At 71.4% G+C, this 17,855-nt stretch carries 15 protein-coding genes and 2 pseudogenes; 7 read left to right on the top strand and 10 right to left on the bottom strand.

Features of this window, described 5'->3' with window-relative positions:
• Nucleotides 1-28 precede the first annotated feature (28 nt).
• From AB0G02_RS13350 to AB0G02_RS13335, 4 genes are all read right to left on the bottom strand, one after another.
• Nucleotides 29-1,624 carry a glycoside hydrolase family 13 protein gene (locus AB0G02_RS13350; protein WP_360793349.1) on the bottom strand — a complete coding sequence of 532 codons (1,596 nt, stop codon included), beginning with the start codon at nucleotides 1,622-1,624 and terminating at the stop codon, nucleotides 29-31.
• Between the two features lie 57 nt (nucleotides 1,625-1,681).
• On the bottom strand, nucleotides 1,682-2,068 hold the full coding sequence (locus tag AB0G02_RS13345; RefSeq protein ID WP_360793347.1) for a globin: 387 nt from the start codon (nucleotides 2,066-2,068) through the stop codon (nucleotides 1,682-1,684).
• Between the two features lie 64 nt (nucleotides 2,069-2,132).
• Nucleotides 2,133-3,026, bottom strand: a complete 894-nt coding sequence (locus tag AB0G02_RS13340) for a mechanosensitive ion channel family protein (protein ID WP_360793353.1) — start codon at nucleotides 3,024-3,026, stop codon at nucleotides 2,133-2,135.
• 22 nt (nucleotides 3,027-3,048) lie between these two features.
• Entirely contained in the window at nucleotides 3,049-5,139 is a 2,091-nt protein-coding gene (locus AB0G02_RS13335) for a prolyl oligopeptidase family serine peptidase (protein ID WP_360793345.1), read from the bottom strand.
• A gap of 152 nt (nucleotides 5,140-5,291) precedes the next feature.
• Here AB0G02_RS13335 and AB0G02_RS13330 point away from each other — a divergent pair, with 152 nt between their 5' ends.
• Complete coding sequence (locus tag AB0G02_RS13330) at nucleotides 5,292-5,957, top strand: HNH endonuclease (protein WP_360793343.1); 666 nt, start codon at nucleotides 5,292-5,294, stop codon at nucleotides 5,955-5,957.
• A gap of 12 nt (nucleotides 5,958-5,969) precedes the next feature.
• On the opposite strand, the gene AB0G02_RS13325 is transcribed toward AB0G02_RS13330, so the two are convergent.
• Nucleotides 5,970-6,449 carry a hypothetical protein gene (locus AB0G02_RS13325; protein WP_360793341.1) on the bottom strand — a complete coding sequence of 160 codons (480 nt, stop codon included), beginning with the start codon at nucleotides 6,447-6,449 and terminating at the stop codon, nucleotides 5,970-5,972.
• Nucleotides 6,450-6,934: 485 nt separating this feature from the next.
• Here AB0G02_RS13325 and AB0G02_RS13320 point away from each other — a divergent pair, with 485 nt between their 5' ends.
• A complete protein-coding gene (locus AB0G02_RS13320; protein ID WP_360793339.1) occupies nucleotides 6,935-7,180 on the top strand; it encodes a hypothetical protein in 246 nt (81 codons plus the stop codon).
• The gene (locus tag AB0G02_RS13315; RefSeq protein ID WP_360793337.1) at nucleotides 7,167-7,652 is read left to right on the top strand and encodes a DUF5130 family protein; all 486 of its coding nucleotides are present in this window, start codon (nucleotides 7,167-7,169) and stop codon (nucleotides 7,650-7,652) included. The genes AB0G02_RS13320 and AB0G02_RS13315 overlap by 14 nt, the downstream gene beginning before the upstream one ends.
• A gap of 52 nt (nucleotides 7,653-7,704) precedes the next feature.
• On the opposite strand, the gene AB0G02_RS13310 is transcribed toward AB0G02_RS13315, so the two are convergent.
• The gene (locus tag AB0G02_RS13310) at nucleotides 7,705-7,869 is read right to left on the bottom strand and encodes a DUF397 domain-containing protein (RefSeq protein WP_360793335.1); all 165 of its coding nucleotides are present in this window, start codon (nucleotides 7,867-7,869) and stop codon (nucleotides 7,705-7,707) included.
• A complete protein-coding gene (locus AB0G02_RS13305) occupies nucleotides 7,866-8,708 on the bottom strand; it encodes a helix-turn-helix transcriptional regulator (protein ID WP_360793333.1) in 843 nt (280 codons plus the stop codon). Before AB0G02_RS13305 ends, AB0G02_RS13310 begins: the two co-directional genes overlap by 4 nt.
• A gap of 202 nt (nucleotides 8,709-8,910) precedes the next feature.
• On the opposite strand from AB0G02_RS13305, the gene AB0G02_RS13300 reads away from it, so the two are divergent.
• Nucleotides 8,911-9,762 carry a helix-turn-helix transcriptional regulator gene (locus AB0G02_RS13300; RefSeq protein WP_360793331.1) on the top strand — a complete coding sequence of 284 codons (852 nt, stop codon included), beginning with the start codon at nucleotides 8,911-8,913 and terminating at the stop codon, nucleotides 9,760-9,762.
• Between the two features lie 106 nt (nucleotides 9,763-9,868).
• On the opposite strand, the gene pepN is transcribed toward AB0G02_RS13300, so the two are convergent.
• Nucleotides 9,869-12,430, bottom strand: a complete 2,562-nt coding sequence (gene pepN / locus AB0G02_RS13295; RefSeq protein WP_360793329.1) for an aminopeptidase N — start codon at nucleotides 12,428-12,430, stop codon at nucleotides 9,869-9,871.
• 221 nt (nucleotides 12,431-12,651) lie between these two features.
• Between pepN and AB0G02_RS13290 the strand changes: the two genes are divergently transcribed.
• Together AB0G02_RS13290 and AB0G02_RS13285 are read left to right on the top strand one after the other, a co-directional pair.
• Nucleotides 12,652-13,275 carry a DsbA family protein gene (locus tag AB0G02_RS13290; protein ID WP_360793327.1) on the top strand — a complete coding sequence of 208 codons (624 nt, stop codon included), beginning with the start codon at nucleotides 12,652-12,654 and terminating at the stop codon, nucleotides 13,273-13,275.
• A gap of 68 nt (nucleotides 13,276-13,343) precedes the next feature.
• Nucleotides 13,344-14,699 (top strand): aldehyde dehydrogenase family protein, encoded by a 1,356-nt coding sequence (locus AB0G02_RS13285; protein WP_360793325.1) that lies wholly within the window; start codon nucleotides 13,344-13,346, stop codon nucleotides 14,697-14,699.
• 147 nt (nucleotides 14,700-14,846) lie between these two features.
• Here the strand turns inward: AB0G02_RS13285 and AB0G02_RS13280 are convergent, their stop codons facing one another.
• Complete coding sequence (locus tag AB0G02_RS13280) at nucleotides 14,847-15,734, bottom strand: alpha/beta hydrolase (RefSeq protein ID WP_360793351.1); 888 nt, start codon at nucleotides 15,732-15,734, stop codon at nucleotides 14,847-14,849.
• Here AB0G02_RS13280 and AB0G02_RS13275 point away from each other — a divergent pair.
• Nucleotides 15,733-17,150, top strand: a pseudogene (locus AB0G02_RS13275) (BTAD domain-containing putative transcriptional regulator); the annotation flags it as partial. The gene AB0G02_RS13280 and the pseudogene AB0G02_RS13275 overlap by 2 nt on opposite strands.
• Before the next feature lie 570 nt (nucleotides 17,151-17,720).
• On the opposite strand, the pseudogene AB0G02_RS13270 reads toward AB0G02_RS13275, so the two are convergent.
• Nucleotides 17,721-17,855 (bottom strand): annotated as a pseudogene (locus AB0G02_RS13270) (Cmx/CmrA family chloramphenicol efflux MFS transporter); the annotation flags it as partial.

The raw sequence follows: 17,855 nt of genomic DNA, 5'->3' as shown, positions 1-17,855 counted from the left end.
GGCGTGAGGCGGGGGCAGCGGCACGTCGTCAGACCAGCCAGACGGCCGTGTCCGGTGGCAGCTGGTTGCCGTCCATCGGGCCGCTGGCCAGCAGCACCTCGCCCGGCGGCAGCGGCACCGGGCCGCCCGAGGTGTTCAGCGCGCAGATCAGGCCGCCGCCCTTGCGCCGGAACGCGAAGCACCCGGCCGGCGCCCCGTACCACTCCAGCTCGTCACCGTTGAACGCCGCGTGCGACTTCCGCAGCTCCAGGGCCTGCCGGTAGAACGAGAGCATCGACTCCGGGTCTTCCAGCTGCGACTCGACGGTCAACCCGGCCCACTCGTTCGGCTGGGGCAGCCAGGTGGTCGGCCCCTCGGAGAAGCCGAACGGCGGCGTGTCGCCCTCCCACGGCAGCGGCACCCGGCACCCGTCCCGGCCCCGGTCGGTGTGCCCGGACCGCAGCCAGATCGGGTCCTGCAACGCCCACTCCGGCAGCTCCACGTCCGGCAGGCCCAGCTCCTCGCCGTTGTACAGGTAGACCACGCCGGGCAGCGCCAGCTCCACCAGCGTCATCGCCCGCGCCCGCCGCGGCCCGATCGAGCCACCGCCGTACCGGGTCACGTGCCGCGTCACGTCGTGGTTGGACAGCGTCCACGTCGCGGGCGCACCCACCGCCCGGACCGCGCCCAACCCGTGCTCGATGGCCGAGCGGACGGCGTCCGCGTCGAACGACGCCCCGATCAGCCCGAAGCTGAACCCGAGGTGCAGCTCGTCCGGCCGCAGGTAGCGGGCGAACCGCTCGTCGTCCTTGACCCAGATCTCACCGACCGCCATCCGGCCCGGGTACTCGTCGATGACCTTGCGGATCATCCGGTGCACCTCGTGCACGCCGTCGTTGTCGTAGCGCGGGTCCTGCGCGTTGTCGTGCAGGACGCCGGCGCCCAGCTCGACCCCCGGACCGATGTTCGGCAACCCGTAGGGCTTGGCCATGCCGTGGGCGACGTCGATCCGGAACCCGTCCACGCCGCGGTCCAGCCAAAACCGCAGCGTGCGCGCCAGGTCGGCCGCGACCTCGGGGTTGTCCCAGTTCAGGTCGGGTTGCTCGGGCGCGAACAGGTGCAGGTACCACTGCCCGTCGGGCACCCGGGTCCACGCCGGTCCGCCGAACTGGCTCGGCCAGTTGTTCGGCGGCACGGACCCGTCGAACCCGCCGCCGTCCCGGAACACGTACCGGTCCCGCTCGACCGAACCCGGCCCGGCCCGCAGCGCGGCCTGGAACCAGGCGTGCCGGTCGCTGGTGTGGTTCGGCACGAGGTCGATGGTGACCCGCAGGTTGTGCGCGTGCGCCTCGGTGACCAGCCGGTCGAACGCGGCCAGGTCACCGAACAGCGGGTCGACGTCACGGGGGTCGGCCACGTCGTAGCCGTGGTCGGCCATGGGCGAGGTGAAGAAGGGTGTGAGCCAGAGGGCGTCCACGCCGAGCAGTTCGAGGTAGCCGAGCCGGGAGCGGATGCCGTCGAGGTCGCCCACGCCGTCACCGTTCGCATCGGCGAACGATCGGACGTAGACCTGGTAGAAGACGGCGTCACGCCACCAGGCGGAGTCGTCGGCGATCTCTGGTTGTAGATCGGAGGATCGTCGCACGAGGAGTCATCCTGCCATTCGCGACCGACACCAAGACCCCGTTCGGGTGATCAAAGATCACACCCAGGCGTTCATCATGCTGTTGGCGGCCATCTCCAGGTACGCCCAGAGCTGCTGCCGGTGCTCGGGGGAGAGGTCGACCGAGTCGACCCCGACCTTCGCGCAGCGCAGCCAGGCGTCCCGCTCGACGGGCCCGATGACGAACGGCGCGTGACGCATCCGCAACCGGGGGTGACCGCGGTTGTCCGAGTACGTGTGCGGGCCGCCCCAGTACTGCATGAGGAACAGCCGGAACCGCTCCTCGGCGGGACCGAGGTCTTCTTCGGGGTACATCGGGCGCAGGACGGGATCGCGGGCGACTTCCTCGTAGAAGCGCGCGACGATCTTGTGGAACGTCTCGTACCCGCCCACTGCTTCGTAGAAGTTCTCCGCAGGAGTGGTCACCCCTCCATCCTGCCTCAGCCGGGCGGCCCTCGACGCCGGCGGGGTGGACCGGAGGCGGACCGGGTCAGGACTTCAGCGAGATCCCGGCGTCGTCCAGGGCGGGCATCAGCTTGGCCCTCAGTGCCCGCTGGACGGCCCACTGGCGGCCCGGCCGGACCTTCACCGTCACCCGCATCGTGATGCCCTCCGGGGTGACCTTCTCCACACCGAGCACCTGCGGCTTGTCGATGACGTCCTTGGCCAGCGACTCCTCGTCGGCCGCCGCGCCCACGGCCTTGGCCAGCACCTCGGTGGCCGACGCCAGGTTCGCGCCGTACCCGAGCGGCAGGTCGACCACCGCCACCGCGAAGCCCTGCGACGAGTTGCCGACGCGCAGGATCTCGCCGTTGCGCACGTACCAGACGGTGCCGTTGGTGTCGCGGATCGTGGTGATCCGCAGCCCCACCGACTCGACCGTGCCGGTCGCCGGGCCCAGGTCGACCACGTCACCCACGCCGTACTGGTCCTCCAGCATCATGAACATGCCGGACAGGAAGTCCTTGACCAGGTTCTGCGCGCCGAAACCGATGGCGACGCCGAGGATGCCCGCCGAGGTCAGGATCGGCGCGACGTTCATCCCCAGCTCGGTGAGCACCTGGATGAACGCCACGCCGAACACGACGAACGTGACGACGGACTTGAGCACCGAGCCGATCGTCTTGGCCCGCTGCTCGCGCCGCTCCGAGACCAGCGCGCCCAGCGCCTGCGGCGCGCGTTCCCGCAGCGGCTTGAGCAGCCTCGGCTTGCGCTCCCCGTTGCCGCGGGTCAGCCGGTCGATCAGCCGTCGCAGCAGGAACCGGACGATCACCGCGATGACCAGCGTCAACGCGATCCGCAGCGCGCCCTCGGCGAGCCTGGGCCCGTTGGCCACCCACCACTCGACGGCGAGGGTCGACTTCATGTCGTCCACGTCCAGCACCTGCACCTGCACAGTCCTCCGCTCACAACTCCAGGCCGGTCGCCCAGCCCAGGAAGGTCAACTGGTCCACGGCCAGGCCCACCGACCGGCTCACCGATCGGCCCGCGTGCCCGACCTCGGTCTCCCGGCGGAGCAGCACAGGGTGCTTGGTCGGCTCGCTGGACGTCGCGTGCTGGAGTGCCGCGCACATCTTCCGGGCGTGGTTCGGGTCAACCCGGCTGTCCGACTCGAAGACCGTGAACAGGACCGAAGGGTACTCAACTCCCCGCCGGACCCGGTGGTACGGGGAGTAATCCAGCAGCCACGCCAGCTCCTCCGGCACGGACGCGGAGCCGTACTCCTCGGCCCACAACCGCCCCAGCAGGAAGTTCTCGTACCGCACCATGTCCAGCAGTGGCGCCGAGCACACCACCGCCGCGTACAGCTCGGGCCGCTGCGTCAGCGCCGCCCCGACCAGCAGCCCGCCGTTCGAGCCGCCCATGACCGACAACTGCTGCGGCGTGGTCCAGCCGTCGCTGATCAACCGCTCGGCCGCCGCGTGGAAGTCGTCGAACACGTTCTGCTTGCGCTCCCGCATCCCCGCCTGGTGCCAGTCCTCCCCCTCCTCGTCACCGCCGCGCAGCGACGCGTGCGCCCACACACCGCCCGCCTCGACCCACGCCAGCGTCGTCGCGCTGTACCCCGGCCCGCGACCCACCGCGAACCCGCCGTACCCGGTGAGCAGCGTCGGTCGGGGCAGGTCCGGGTGCTGCCGCCCGGACACCACGAACATTCGCACGACCGTGCCGTCGGCCGACGTGTACGCGATCTGCTGTGTGGACAACTCCGGCAGCTCCACCGTCCCGGGGGCCGCGGTGTCGAGCTCGGTGCGGCCCGTCGACGGCGAGTACCGGTACACCGACAAGGGCGTGGTGAAGTCCGACCAGCCGAACCACAGCACGTCCCGGTCCGCCGCGGTGAGGGCGTCGACTGTGGACAACCCGTGCAACGACCCCGTGCCCGGCATCGGGACCGCACCCAGGTGCTCGCCGGTCGCGGGGGAGTGCAGGTGCAGCTCCGACACCGCGTGCCGGGTCCGCAGCACCACCAGCGACCCGTCCAGCCACGTCACCGCGTCCAGCACCGAGTCCGGCTGCTCGGGCACCAGCTCGGTCCACTCGGTCGGCCTCGCCGGGTCGGCCACGCACAGCCGGAACCGCGGCGCGTCCAGGCTGGTCCGCAGGTACAGCCGCCCGTCCGGCTCGACCGACGCCGTGCACTGCACCCCGTCCTCGTCCCGCACGACCGGCGTCAGCCCGCCGGACCCGTGCAGGTCCGCGATCCACACCGAGTCGCGCCGCACGGTGCCCGGCGCACCGTTCACCAGCAGCCACCGGCCGTCCTCCGACAGCGACAGCCCGTAGTAGTAGGTGTGGTCCAGCCCGTCGCCGTGCACGTTGACGTCGTCGGACGCCGGCGTGCCGACCCGGTGCCGCCACACCCGCCGGTGGAACTGCCGCTCGTCCTCGGGGACCAGCGCGGGGTCGACCCGCCGCACGTAGAAGAACTCCTCGCCGCCCGGCAGCCAGCCCACCGGCGAGTAGCGGCACCGGTCGATCGGCCCGTCCAGCAGCTCACCGCCGTCGACGTCCACGACGTGCAGCAACGAGTGCTCGTCACCGCCCACGGACACCTGGTACGCCAGCCGGGTGCCCTCGACGGACGGCGACCACCGGTCGAGCGTGGTCCGACCGGTCGGGTCGAGCTCGGAGACGTCCAGCACCCGCTCGACGCCGTCGACCCGCACGTACAGCACGGGGTGGTCCTGGTCGGGCCCGCGGCGCGTGTAGAACGCCCGCCCGGCCCGCCACACCGGCGTGCCCACGGACCCGGTCCGCATCAGCTCGCCCAGGCGGCCGGCCAGCGCGTCCCGTCCGGGCATCGCGTCCAGCCACGACCGGGCCAGGCCGTCCTGCTCGGCGGACCAGGCGGCGGTGCGGGGGTCCGCAGCGTCCTCCAGCCAGCGGTACGGGTCCGCGACCGCGTGCCCGTGCAGGTCCTCCACGAGGTCGAGGCGGGGCGCGGCGGGGTAGGTGATCGTCGCAGGCAGCCCTGCGCGGGAAGCATCGGTCACCCCGCCGAGCGTAGCTTGGGGGATGAAAACCATCTCCGATAGGTGCGTGTTCGCCGAAGTTTCGCCCACGGCTTCGTGACACGTCACATATCACAGGTGATTTTTGGGGCCGATCTGTGGTCTGCTATGGCTGAACCGGTGGAGGTGGTCGCGTGCCAGACCGACAACCCACCCCGATCGGCGCCCTGGTGAACGCCGGGATCGCGTCGTCGGCCCCGTCCGGCCAAAAACAGCTCGCGGTGAGCACCGTGCACGCTGTGGCCGACGGGCAGGGAGCCGGTCAGGCACCCGTGGTGCTGCCCTGGGGCCGGCGCAAGGTCCTGCTGCTCAACGCCACGTTCGAGCCGCTCACCGCGCTGCCCCTGCGGCGCGCGGTGGTCCTCGTCGTGTGCGGCAAGGCCGAGGTGGTGCACGGCGACCCGGCCGGTGCCGTGGTGCACTCCTCGACGTCCCAGGTCGTCGTCCCGTCGGTGATCCGGCTGGCGAACTACGTGCGGGTGCCCTACCGGGGCCGCGTGCCGCTCACCCGCGCCGGGTTGATGCACCGCGACCGGTACCGCTGCGCGTACTGCGGCGGCCGGGCCGAGACGATCGACCACGTCGTGCCGCGCAGCCGGGGCGGCCCCCACTCGTGGACCAACTGCGTGGCCTGTTGCGCGAAGTGCAACCACCGCAAGGCCGACAAGCTCCTCTCGGAGCTCGGCTGGCGCCTGCGCGTGGTGCCCAACGCACCCCGCGGGCCGCACTGGCGGCTGCTGGCCGGCGTCACCGAGGCCGACCCGCTGTGGCTGCCCTACCTCGGCGAGCCCGCGGCCTAGCGCCACCCCTCGTCACGCCGCCAGGGCCAGGTCCTCGCGGTCCCCGGTGATGCGCACCGAACCCGCCGTGATGCGCACGGACCCGACCGCCGTGATGCGGACCGAGTCGTCCGTGAAGGACGTGATGCGCACGGAGTCGTCCGTGGCGGAGGTGATGCGCACGGAGTCGTCGGTCGCGGACGTGATGCGGACCGAGCCGTCGGTCGCGGACGTGATGCGGACCGAGCCGTCGGTCGCGGACGTGATGCGGACCGAGCCGTCGGTCGCGGACGTGATGCGGACCGAGCCGTCCGTGGCGGACGTGATGCGGACCGACCCCATCGCCGTGATGCGGACGGAGTCGTCGGAGGTAATCCGGACGGAGTCGTCGGAGGTGATGCGCACGGACTCTGCGAGCGCGGTCGGGGACTGAACAGTCGTAACGCTCTGCTCCGGTTGGGCGTACGACGAAAGGGTGAGGGCGGCGACCAGAACAAGGTTCATGGTGTACATGTCGTGTCCTCCGAGACTCATCGGGCGGGAATTGGTATCCGGATCCGGATGCGCAAGACCCGTACAGGTGAAAAGCTAGAAGCCGACTGGGCCCAGGACAAGACGCCAAACCGGCCGCCATTCGCCGCCGTCCGGGGGAAGGCCGTCCGGGTGTACGCACTGCGACGATCGAGCACCCGAGCTAGTGCATCCGGCACCGATGAATACCGAGCGTGACGTCGTCGCTGGTAGGGGGTCGGGTGGATCACATCGGGCCGTGCCAAGAGCCGCCGGTCGTCCCGGCGGGGGTCGCGGCGTGGCGGCGGGGTCCGGCCTCCCGCGCCCCGGTCACCGCGCAACGCGTGATCGCGGACGGCCCCGCCAAGGGCGCGTTCACAGATAGAGAAGCCCCCGGACGGCGGTCCGCACGGCGCTCGAACCCCACCAGTGCGGAAACGGGTGCCCTCGCCCGGACGTGACCAGGGCGATCGGTTACCGTAACCGCCGTGACCATCGTGGAGACCGTGCTCGTCTTCGCGCTGATCCCGCTGGCCATCTACGGCGTGATCACGCTACTGACGCTGAGGCCGAAGGCCACCCGCATTCAGCGGTACCGCCCGGGCCAGGAGTGGAACTACGCCCCCGTCTGGTGGACTGCCAACCCCGCGGGCTTGCCCGGCGGCGCGCACCAGGCCATCCCCACCTCGGCCGAGGGCCGGACCGCCAAGGGAGGTGCCCGTGGCAACTGGTGAGCTGACGAAGGTGGAAGTGGACCCGTCGACCCTCCCGGTCGGTGCGGTCGTCACCAACAGCGGCCGGGTGTCGGCCGCGAAGATGTACGAGCCGCACGCGCCGAGCCTGCCGTTCACGCCGGTGCAGCTGTCGAGCCTGGACGAGGCGCTGACGCTGGCCAGCCGCAGCACCGGGCTGGACTTCAGCGTGTACCTCGGTGAGCTGGGCCCGGATTCCCGCGCCCGCGCCGAGGAGCTGCACGCCGGCACCCCGCGCCCGACGCACGCCGTGCTCATCGCGGTGTCGCCCGGTGAGCGGAAGGTCGAGGTGGTGACGGGCGAGGAGTCCCACCGCCGCGTCGCGGACCGGGGCGCGAAGCTGGCCGTCATGAGCATGGTCGCGTCCTTCAAGGAGGGCGACCTCTCCGGCGGACTGGTCAGCGGCCTGCGGATGCTGACCGACCAGGCGGGCAAGCCACCCCGGCAGGCCTGACCGACCCAGGACTCGAAGTGGAGGCCCCGGCGCGCAGCCGGGGCCTTCGCTGTCACCGGGTCTTGAGCGCGTCCACGAACGCCCTCATCCGCCCCGGGGTCACCTTCAGCACGACCCCGGGGTTCTTGCTGTCCCGCACCGCGCCGAGGTGGTTCGCCACCTCGACGCAGGAGCCGTCGCTGACACTCCTGTCCGACTTCTTCCAGCGCACGGTCATGCGACTCCCGTCGTCCGTTGCACCTCCTTCGCGATGAGTTCGAACGACTGCTCCGGGCTCATCGCGACCTCCGTCAACCTTGGCACGCACGCCTCGAAGCCGGCTACTGCCTCGGCGTCCTGCACGAAGACCGAGCTGACGTGGTTCTCCAGGTGCGCGAACGACGTGCCCTCGCACTTCAACACCATGAACGCGCCGTCGAGACCCGGATGCCAACCGGTCGCGGTGGGGACGATCCGCAGGTCGACGTTCTCGTGCGCGCTCATCATCAGCAGGTGGTCGAACTGCTCGGTCATGACCTCCCGGCTGCCGAACGTCTGGCTCAGCACGGCCTCACCGATCAGGGCGGTGTAGCGGACCGGGTTGCGGCGGGTGAGGATGTCCCGCCGCCCCATCCGGACCGCGACGCGGGTGGCGATCTCGCCGTCGGGGATGCGGGCGGCTTCCATGATCGAACGGGTGTAGGCGCTGACCTGGAGCAGGCCGGGGATGAGCAGCGGGGACCAGCTCACCACCTCCTTGGCCATCTGCTCGACCTCGATGAGCGCGGCGATCTGCGCGCGCCGCTCGGGCATCTCGATCACCGCGAGGGGTGATCCGCTCGGGTCCTCGGTCATCGCGAGGATCTCTTCGCGTTCCCGATCGGTCATTTCCAGGGGTTCGAGGATGCGGACCACCTCGGCGCGCGTCGGCACCCGCTGACCGCTTTCGTTGCGCGAGAGCAACGAATGCACGACGCCAATCTTCTTCGCCAGTGCGCGTTGACTGAGACCGTTGGCCTCACGGACGTTGCGCAGGCGCGCACCCAAAGCGATGGATTTGGAGGTATTGCGGTTCATGAATGCAGCCTAAAGCGGGACCAGTGGTCAAGTCGCTCGCTCGAAAAGGGGATTGACCAGGTGTTCCGGCCCGGACAAGCTGTTGTGCACCAAGCCACCGGCCAGTCCGCACGCTGGTCGGTCATGCGCGGCGGGTGGTGGAGTGCGCGGCACTCGCAGCACCCATCACCCGCCGCGACCCCGTGCGAAATCAAAGGAAGTCATGGATTCCGAAGAAAAGCACCCTGCGCGGCTGAGCACCGCTCGGAGCAGGGAATTGGGTGAGGAATTGCGACGGGTCCGGCACGGTGCCGGGATGTCCTCGGTCTTCGTCGCAGAGGCGCTGGGCTGGTCGCTGGGCAAGTTGTCGAAGCTCGAAACCGGGACGCGCGGCACGAGCCCGTGGGAGATCGGGACGCTGCTCGGCCGGTGCGGCGCGGACAAGCCGACCCGCGACCGCATCCTGTCCCTCGCCTGCGAGACCGACGTCGGCAGCTTCCTGCGCCTGCACGACCCGTCGTCGGACGCGCTCACGATGTTGTCGGTGCACGAGCCGGCGGCCGGCACCGTCGCCACCTACGAGCCGATGGTCATCCCGAGCCTGGCGCAGACGGAGGACTACGCCTACGCGCTGACCAAGGACCGCGAGGCCACCCACGCCCGGATGACCCGTCAGGAGGTGCTGCGCAGGCCGGGAGGGCCGGAGATGGTGATCTACCTCCACGAGGCCGCGTTGCGGATCGTCGTCGGTGACGCGAAGGTCATGCGCGACCAGTTGTTGCGCCTGACCCTGATGGGAGCTTGGGCGAAGTTCAGCGTCCGGGTGATCCCGTTGAACGCGCCGTCGCACGAGGTGTTGCGGAACGCGGCGACCCTGATGACGTTCCCCGAGCCCATGAAGCCGCTGGCCTACGGCGAGACCGAGTTCGCGACCGTCTTCCACGACTCACCGGAGGCGATCGAGGCCTACGAGGCCAAGATGCGCCACCTCGACCGCCTGGTGCTGACCCCGGCGCAGTCGCGCGACCTGTTCGCCCGGTGGGCCGACGCCTACGACCGGGACAGCCGCTCCTGACCGCGGTGCCAGAACGGGGCGACGCCCGTGAGCGCCACCCCGTTCCGCCGAGAACCTCACCGCGTGCGACGCGGCTCCACCTCCGGGAGCGCGCTGCACGCCGCACTCACGACCGGTCGAACTCCTGGGCCGCCAGGGCGCGCACGATCCCCGCACGGCCCTCCGACACCAACCGTCGCAGGGCCGGCGGGCGCTCCTCGGCCAGCCACTCGTCGGCCGCGGTCACCGTCTCCTTCGAGATCGACCACGACGGGAACAGGCCGACGACCATCGACTGCGCCCGCTCGCTGGACCGGCGTTCCCACACGTGGGCCACGTCGGCGAAGTAGCGCTCCACGAACGGCTGGAGCAGCGCCTTCTGGCCGGGGTGCTGGATGCCCGCGATGACGGCCTCCGACACCGCGTTCGGCAGCTCGTCGTCGTTCACCGCGCGGTCCCACGCCTCGGTCTTCGCCTCGATCGTGGGGCGCAGGGCCCGTGCCGACTCGGCCTTGCGGTGGCCGGTGGCGGTGGGGTCCCGCTCCTCCTCGGCGGAGATCTCGTCGAGGTCGGCGGCACCGTGCGCGACCAGCGCGTGCAGCAGCCGCCACCGCAGGTCGGTGTCCACGTCGAGGCCGTCGAGCACCTCGGTGCCCGCCAGCCACCCCCGCACCACGGCCAGCGTCTCCTCGTCCAGCACCGAGCCGGCCAGCGCGTTCACGAACGCGAGCTGGTGGTCGGAACCGGGCTCGGCGGCCCGCGCCAGCTCCAGGGTCTTGGTGGTGAACCGCCGCCAGCCCTCGTCGCGCCACGACACGTCCGCGTACGAGGACAGCGCCGTCTGCGCCTGGAGCAGCAGCCGCTGCACCACGCCGACCTCGGTCTCCGCGTGCAGCCCGCCGAGCACCAGGTTCACGAAGTCCCTGGCCTTCAGCTCGGCCTCACGCGTCATCTCCCACGCCGCCGACCAGCACAGCGTCCGCGGCAGCGGCTCCGCGATGTCCGCGATGTGGTCGATCAGCGACGCCAGCGAGTCGGCGTCCAACCGCATGGTGCAGTAGGTGAGGTCGTCGTCGTTGACCAGCACGAGCTTGCCGCGGTGCACGCCCACCAGGTCCGGCACCTCGGTGCGCTCGCCGGACACGTCCAGCTCCACCCGGTGCGTGCGCACGAGCTTGCCCGAGTCGTCCGCGTCGTAGACGCCGATCGCCAGCCGGTGCGTGCGCAGCTCGCCCGCGCCCGGCCGCGCGCCGCCCTGGAGCACGGCGAACTCGGTGAACCGGCCCTCGGCGTCGACCGAGTACTTGGGGCGCAGCAGGTTCAGGCCGGTGGTCTCCAGCCACTGCGCGCTCCACCACGACAGGTCGCGGCCGGACGCCTCCTCCAGCGCGCCCAGCAGGTCGGCCAGCGTGGCGTTGCCCCAGGCGTGCTTGCCGAAGTACACCCGCAGCCCGGCCAGGAAGTTGTCCAGGCCCACGTACGACACCAGCTGCTTGAGCACCGAAGCGCCCTTGGCGTAGGTGATGCCGTCGAAGTTGACCTCGACCGCCTGGAGGTCCGGGATGTCGGAGGCCACCGGGTGCGTGGACGGCAGCTGGTCCTGCCGGTAGGCCCACGACTTCTCGATCTTGGCGAACGTGGTCCACGCCTGCCGGTACTCGGTCGCCTCGGCCTGCGCCAGCACCGACGCCCAGGTGGCGAACGACTCGTTCAGCCACAGGTCGTCCCACCAGCGCATGGTCACCAGGTCGCCGAACCACATGTGCGCCATCTCGTGCAGCACGGTCTCGGCGCGGCGCTCGTACAGGTAGCGGGTGACGCGGCTGCGGAAGACGTAGTCCTCCAGGAACGTGACGCAGCCCGCGTTCTCCATCGCGCCCGCGTTGAACTCGGGCACGAAGCACTGGTCGTACTTGCCGAACGGGTACTTGACCCCGAACGCGCGGTGGTAGAAGCCGAAACCCTGCTTGGTCTCGGTGAACAGCCGCTCGGCGTCCATGTGCGGCGCGAGCGACGCGCGGCAGTAGATGCCCAGCGGGATCGTCGTCCCACCGTCGCTGAACTCGTCGCGCCACTCCGCGTACGGGCCCGCGACCAGGGCGACCAGGTAGGTCGACATGGGCTTGGTGGTGGCGAAGACGTGCACGTCCGCGCCGCCCGTGCCATCCACAGTGGACTCGATGGCCGAGTTGGAGACGACCTTCCAGTGGTGCGGCGCGGTGACCGTGAGGTCGTAGACCGCCTTGAGGTCGGGTTGGTCGAAGCAGGCGAACATCCGCTTGGCGTCCGCCGTCTCGAACTGCGAGTACAGGTAGACCTCGCCGTCGACCGGGTCGACGAACCGGTGCAGGCCCTCGCCGGTGTTCATGTACCGGCAGTCGGCCTCGATCGTGAGCTGGTTGACCTCGGCCAGGTCGGGCAGGTGGACGCCGTCTTCCTCGCGGTACTCGGAGACGTCCAGCTCGTGTCCGTTGAGCACGGCGCGGTGGACGTTGGCGGCCACGATGTCGACCCACGAGGACGCGCCGGGCGTCCGGCTGCGGAAGGCAACCGTTGTGGTGGAGCGGAACGTGTCCGAACCGGGCTTTCCACCGCCGTCGGTCAGGTCCAGCTCGATCCGGTAGGAGTCGACTTCCAGCAGCGCAGCCCGCTGCTGCGCCTGGTCGCGGGTGAGGTTGGGTGCCGCCACAGGTCACCTCGTCTGCCGGCGCCACGCGTACCTCGGCGCCGACGTCGTCGGAACGGGACTGGGTGTCGTGTCGGTGAACACGACAGTCGCATCCAATCACGTGAGACCCCCGGAAGTGGACTGGCGTCCGAGGGAAGACTGCGCGAGGTCGCCTGGTTGAGCACGATGGAGGATGCCCGACCCGACGGCACCCCGCCCGAACAGCCACGGAGGAACACCGCATGTCGACAGAGGGACGCACGAAGGTCGATTTCTACTTCGACCCGATCTGCCCGTTCGCGTGGATCTCGTCCCGGTGGATCCTCGAGGTGGAGAAGCAGCGGGACCTGGACCTGAACTTCCGGGTGATGAGCCTGTCCGTGCTCAACGAGGGGCGCGACCTGCCCGCCGACTACCGCGCGATGCTCGACGAGGGCTGGGGCCCGGTGCGCGTCGCCATCGCCGCGGCGAAGGCCCACGGCGACGGCGTGCTCCGCGACCTCTACACCGCGCTGGGCACCAAGATCCACAACGAGGGCCTCGGCCGTGAGCGCGCCTACGACCAAGCGATCAAGCTGGCGCTGGAGGAGGTCGGCCTGCCCGCCGAGCTGGCCCAGGCCGCGCACACCGACGAGCACGACGAAGAGCTGAGGGCCAGCCACCACCGCGGCATGGACCCGGTCGGGATGGACGTCGGCACGCCCACCATCCACATCGACGGCGTGGCGTTCTTCGGCCCGGTGCTGACGAAGATCCCGCGCGGCGACGACGCCGTGAAGATTTTCGACGGCGCGCGGGCGTTGGCGAGCTACCCGTACTTCTTCGAGCTCAAGCGCACCCGGACGGGGGGACTGGACTTCTCCTGACGCTGTCGGTGTGACACTCTTGGGGCGAATTCGTCTTGGAGTGTCACACCGCACCCGGGGAGTCCGCAGTGATCGAGGTCGTCAACCCGACCACCGAAGAGGTCATCGGCACGGTCCGCGCCGGCACGGCGGGTGACGTGGACGCGGCCGTGATCAGGGCCGTTGCCGCGTTCCCGGCCTGGTCGACCACGGCGTTGGACACCCGGCTGGCCGTGGTGCGGGCGGTGGCCGACGGGCTGGAGGCGCGGGCCGACGAGCTGGCCGCCACCATGACCGCGGAGATGGGCACCCCCATCACGTTCGCCTCGCGCGTGCAGGTGCCCAACCCGGTCGGCATCGCGCGCGGCGTGGCCGACGTGCTGGCCGGCGGGTACTTCGACGGCGAGCAGGTCGGGAACTCGCTGGTGCTGCGCGAGCCGATCGGGGTGGTCGCGGCCATCACGCCGTGGAACTTCCCGTTGCAGCAGATGGTCGCGAAGGTCGTGCCCGCGTTGGCGGCGGGCAACGTCGTGGTGCTCAAGCCGAGCGAGCTGGCGCCCATGACCGCCGACCTGCTGGCCTCCGTGCTGCTGGACGCGGGGGTGCCCGAAGGGGTGTTCTCCGTCGTCCACGGCACCGGTCCGGTGGTCGGTGAGGCGTTGGCAGTTCACCCGATGGTGGACATGGTGTCGTTCACCGGTTCGACCCGGGCCGGTCGCCGGGTCGCCGCGCTGGCCGCCGAGACGGTCAAGCGGGTGGCGCTGGAGCTGGGCGGCAAGTCCGCGAACGTCGTGCTGGACGACGCCGACCTGACCCGCGCGGTGAAGATCGGCGTGGCCAACGCGTACATGAACAACGGGCAGGCGTGCAGCGCGTGGACCCGGTTGCTGGTGCCCGCGTCCCGGCACGACGAGGCGTTGGAGATCGCCGTCGCCGCCGCGTCCAAGTACGAGCCGGGCGACCCGGCCCTGCCCGCCACCCGCATCGGTCCGGCCGTGTCGGCCGCCCAGCGCGACCGCGTCGTCGGCTACGTCCGGCGGGGCGTCGAGGAGGGCGCGAAGCTCGCCCTCGGCGGCGTCGAACGCCCGCTGGAGCGGGGCTTCCACGTCGCGCCGACCGTGTTCGGCGGCGTCCAGGCGGACATGGCGATCGCCCAGGAGGAGATCTTCGGGCCGGTGCTGTCCGTCATGCCGTACGCGGACGAGGACGACGCGGTCCGCATCGCCAACTCCACCATCTACGGCCTGGGCGGCGCGGTGTTCTCCGCCGATCAGGACCGGGCGCTGGCCGTGGCCAAGCGCCTGCGCACCGGTCAGGTGGACATCAACGGCGCGGCGTTCAACACCAGCGCCCCGTTCGGCGGCTACCGCCAGTCCGGCAACGGCCGCGAGTTCGGCGCGCACGGCCTGGACGAGTTCACCGAGCTGAAGTCCATCCAACGCTGACCCGCGTGTCCTACGTCCGCGTCACCCGTGTCCTACGTCCGGAACACCCGAGTTGAACGCTCAGGACAGTCGGCCGTGTCCCGAGCGTTCAACTCGGGGTGCGTGAACGTAGGACACGCGCGACCTGGACGTAGGACACGCGCGGGGTCAGCGGGCCAGGAGGGAGCGCAGGGCCTTGACGACGTCGGCCGGTGCCTCTTCGGCCATGAAGTGTCCGCACGAGACGGTGCGGTGCTCCAGGTCCGGTGCCCACTCGCGCCAGCGGGCGGCGGCGTCGAAGCCCAGGGCGGCACCCCAGTCCTGCTGCAGCACGGTCACCGGCATGCGCAGCCGGTTCCCGGCTTCCCGGTCGGCCCGGTCGTCGTCGACGTCCGCGGTCGCGGACGCGCGGTAGTCCGCGACGATCGACGGGACGGCCTCGCGCGACGCCTCCAGGTACGCGGCGCGGACGTCGGCGGGGATCGCGGCCGGGTCGTTGGTCCAGATGTCGAGGAAGTGGCCGAAGAACGCGTCCGCCGACGCGCCGATCATCGCCTCGGGCAGGCCGGGCGGCTGGGCCATCAGGTAGAGGTGGAAGCCGACGGCGGCCGTCGTGCCGTGCAGGACGTCCCACATGTCGAGGGTCGGCAGGACGTCCAACGACGCCAGGTGCGTGACCGCGTCGGGGTGGTCGAGGCCGGCGCGGACGGCCACCAGCGCGCCTCGGTCGTGGCCTGCGAGCGCGAAGCGGTCGTGCCCGAGGGCACGGGCCAGGGCGACGACGTCGGCGGCCATGGTCCGCTTGCTGTAGGTGTGCCCGTCGGTGTCGACCGGCTTGTCGCTGTCGCCGTACCCGCGCAGGTCGGGGCAGATGACGGTGTGGTCGGCGGCCAGGTCGGCGGCGACGTGCCGCCACATCAGGTGGGTCTGCGGGAAGCCGTGGAGGAGGACGACGGGGCTGCCCGAGCCGCCCACGGCGACGTTGAGCGCCACACCGTCGGCCACGGTGACGCGCTGACGGCTGAACGAGGGGAAGGAGGTGTCGGGGAGGGTCATGGTCGGCTCCCGGTCGTGGTCGGTGGGGTGCACGACGACCACCCTGCGACCCGCCGATCAGCACGCGGTCAGCAGCGGATCAGCGCCCGTGACCGGCGTCGACCCGGCTGAAGGCGATCCGGCTGAGGCGACCCGGTGCGGCGGTGGCTGGTCGGATACGTTGTCGGAGATGGTGCGTTTCGGGGTGCTGGGGCCGCTGGAGGCCGTGGACGGGCGCGGACCGGTCGACCTCAGGGGACCGCGGCACCGGGCCGTGCTGGCACGGCTGCTGGTCGCCGGGGGACGGGTGGTGCCGGTCGCACGGCTCATCGACGACCTGTGGGACGACGCGCCCGACGGTGCTCTCGGCGCGGTGCAGACGTTCGTCGGCGCGTTGCGCAAGGCACTCGAACCCGACCGTCCACCCCGGACACCCGCCCGCCTGCTGGTGACCGTGCCGCCGGGGTACGCGTTGCGGGCGGAGCGGGAGGCGGTGGACGCCTGGAGGTTCGACGCCGCGGTCGTCGAGTCGGCCCGGATGCTGTCCGACGGTCGACCCGAGGACGCGCACGTGCTGCTGGACGAGGTGCTGGCGCTGTGGCGCGGCCCCGCCTACGCGGAGTTCGCGGACCAGCCGTGGGCCCGCGGTGAGGCGGCCCGGCTGGACGAGGTGCGGCTGCTGGCGGTGGAACGGCGGGCAGAGGCGGCGTCGGAGCTGGGCAGGGCCGCCGAGTCGGTGCCGGACCTGCGCGCGCACGTCGCCGCGCCCTCGCCCTGTACCGGACGGGACGGCAGGGCGAGGCGCTGGCCACCCTCCGCCAGGGCCGTGAGGTGCTGCGCGGGGAACTCGGCGTCGACCCTGGTCCCGCACTGCGGCAGCTGGAGGCGGACATCCTCGCCCAGTCCCCGGATCTGACGCGACAGCCGGGACCACGGCGGCGAAGTGCACCGGCTGCGGGAGAACCGGGCGCGGGCAACTCGGCGGCGAGCGAAGCGGGCGCGTGGGAGGACGGCACGCCGCCGGTGGACACGTCGAGCGGCCGAACCGTCCCGTTCGTCGGCCGCGCGGACGAACTGGCCGAGTTGGAACGGGCCGCGGGGGAGGGGGAGGCCGGGCAGGTCCGGTTGGCGTTGGTGTCCGGGGCCGCCGGGGCGGGCAAGACGGCGTTGGCCCTGGCGCTGGCCGAACGGCTCGCCGCCGCCGGGTGGACGACGGCCTGGGGCACCTGCCCCGAACTGCCCGGCGCACCCTCCGCCTGGCCGTGGACGCAGATCCGCGCCGCCCTCACCGCAGCGGGTCACGAACCACCGCCCGTCGTGGACAGCGACACCGACGCCGACCCCGTCGCGGCGCGGTTCCGCCGACACCGCGCGATCGGCTCCTACCTGGCCGGCATCACCGCGCACGGTCCGCTCCTGCTGGTCTTCGACGACGTGCACTGGGCCGATGAGGAAACCCTCGCCCTGCTCACGTCCCTGTGCGCGGACACCGCCACCGAACGACCCGCCGGACCACCGGGGCGGCTCCTGGTCCTCGCGACGTACCGCTCGACCGAGATCTCCGCCGACCTCACCGCGGCCCTCGGCCGGGCCGCCCGCGCCGAACCGACCCGCGTCTACCTGGGCGGTCTGGCGGAGGAGCAGGTGCGGGAGCTGGTCGAGGCCGTCACCGACCGCCGGCCGACGCCCGCCGACGTGCGCGCGATCCACACCCGCAGCGGCGGCAACCCGTTCTTCGTCCGCGAGCTCACCCGCCTGTGGGAGACCGACCCGGCCCTGCGCACGGTCCCCGCCGGCGTGCGTGACGTCATCCGCCACCGCCTCGCCCAGCTCACCCCGACCGCGCGCACCCACCTGCGGCAGGCGTCCGTCCTCGGTCAGACCGTCGACCTCGACGTGCTGGTCCGGCTCACGGGGGACGAGGACGCGGTGCTGGACTCCGTCGAGTCGGCCCTCCTGGCGGGTTTCCTGGTCGAGCAGGACGCCGAGCACCTGCGGTTCCGCCGACATCGCCACGGCGAGGAAACCGGCGTTGACGATCGCGGCGACCACCCGCGTGCCGAACAGCACGGGGAAGTCCGCCGTGACCGCGCCGACGACGTGCACGACGACGAACGCGGCCAGGAAACCCGCCAGCGCGCG

It is taken from the genome of Actinosynnema sp. NPDC023658, from assembly GCF_040639995.1.
GTDB lineage: Bacteria > Actinomycetota > Actinomycetes > Mycobacteriales > Pseudonocardiaceae > Actinosynnema.
The sequence above is the reverse complement of the archived record's forward strand: the minus strand, read 5'-3'. Positions and strand labels throughout refer to the sequence as shown.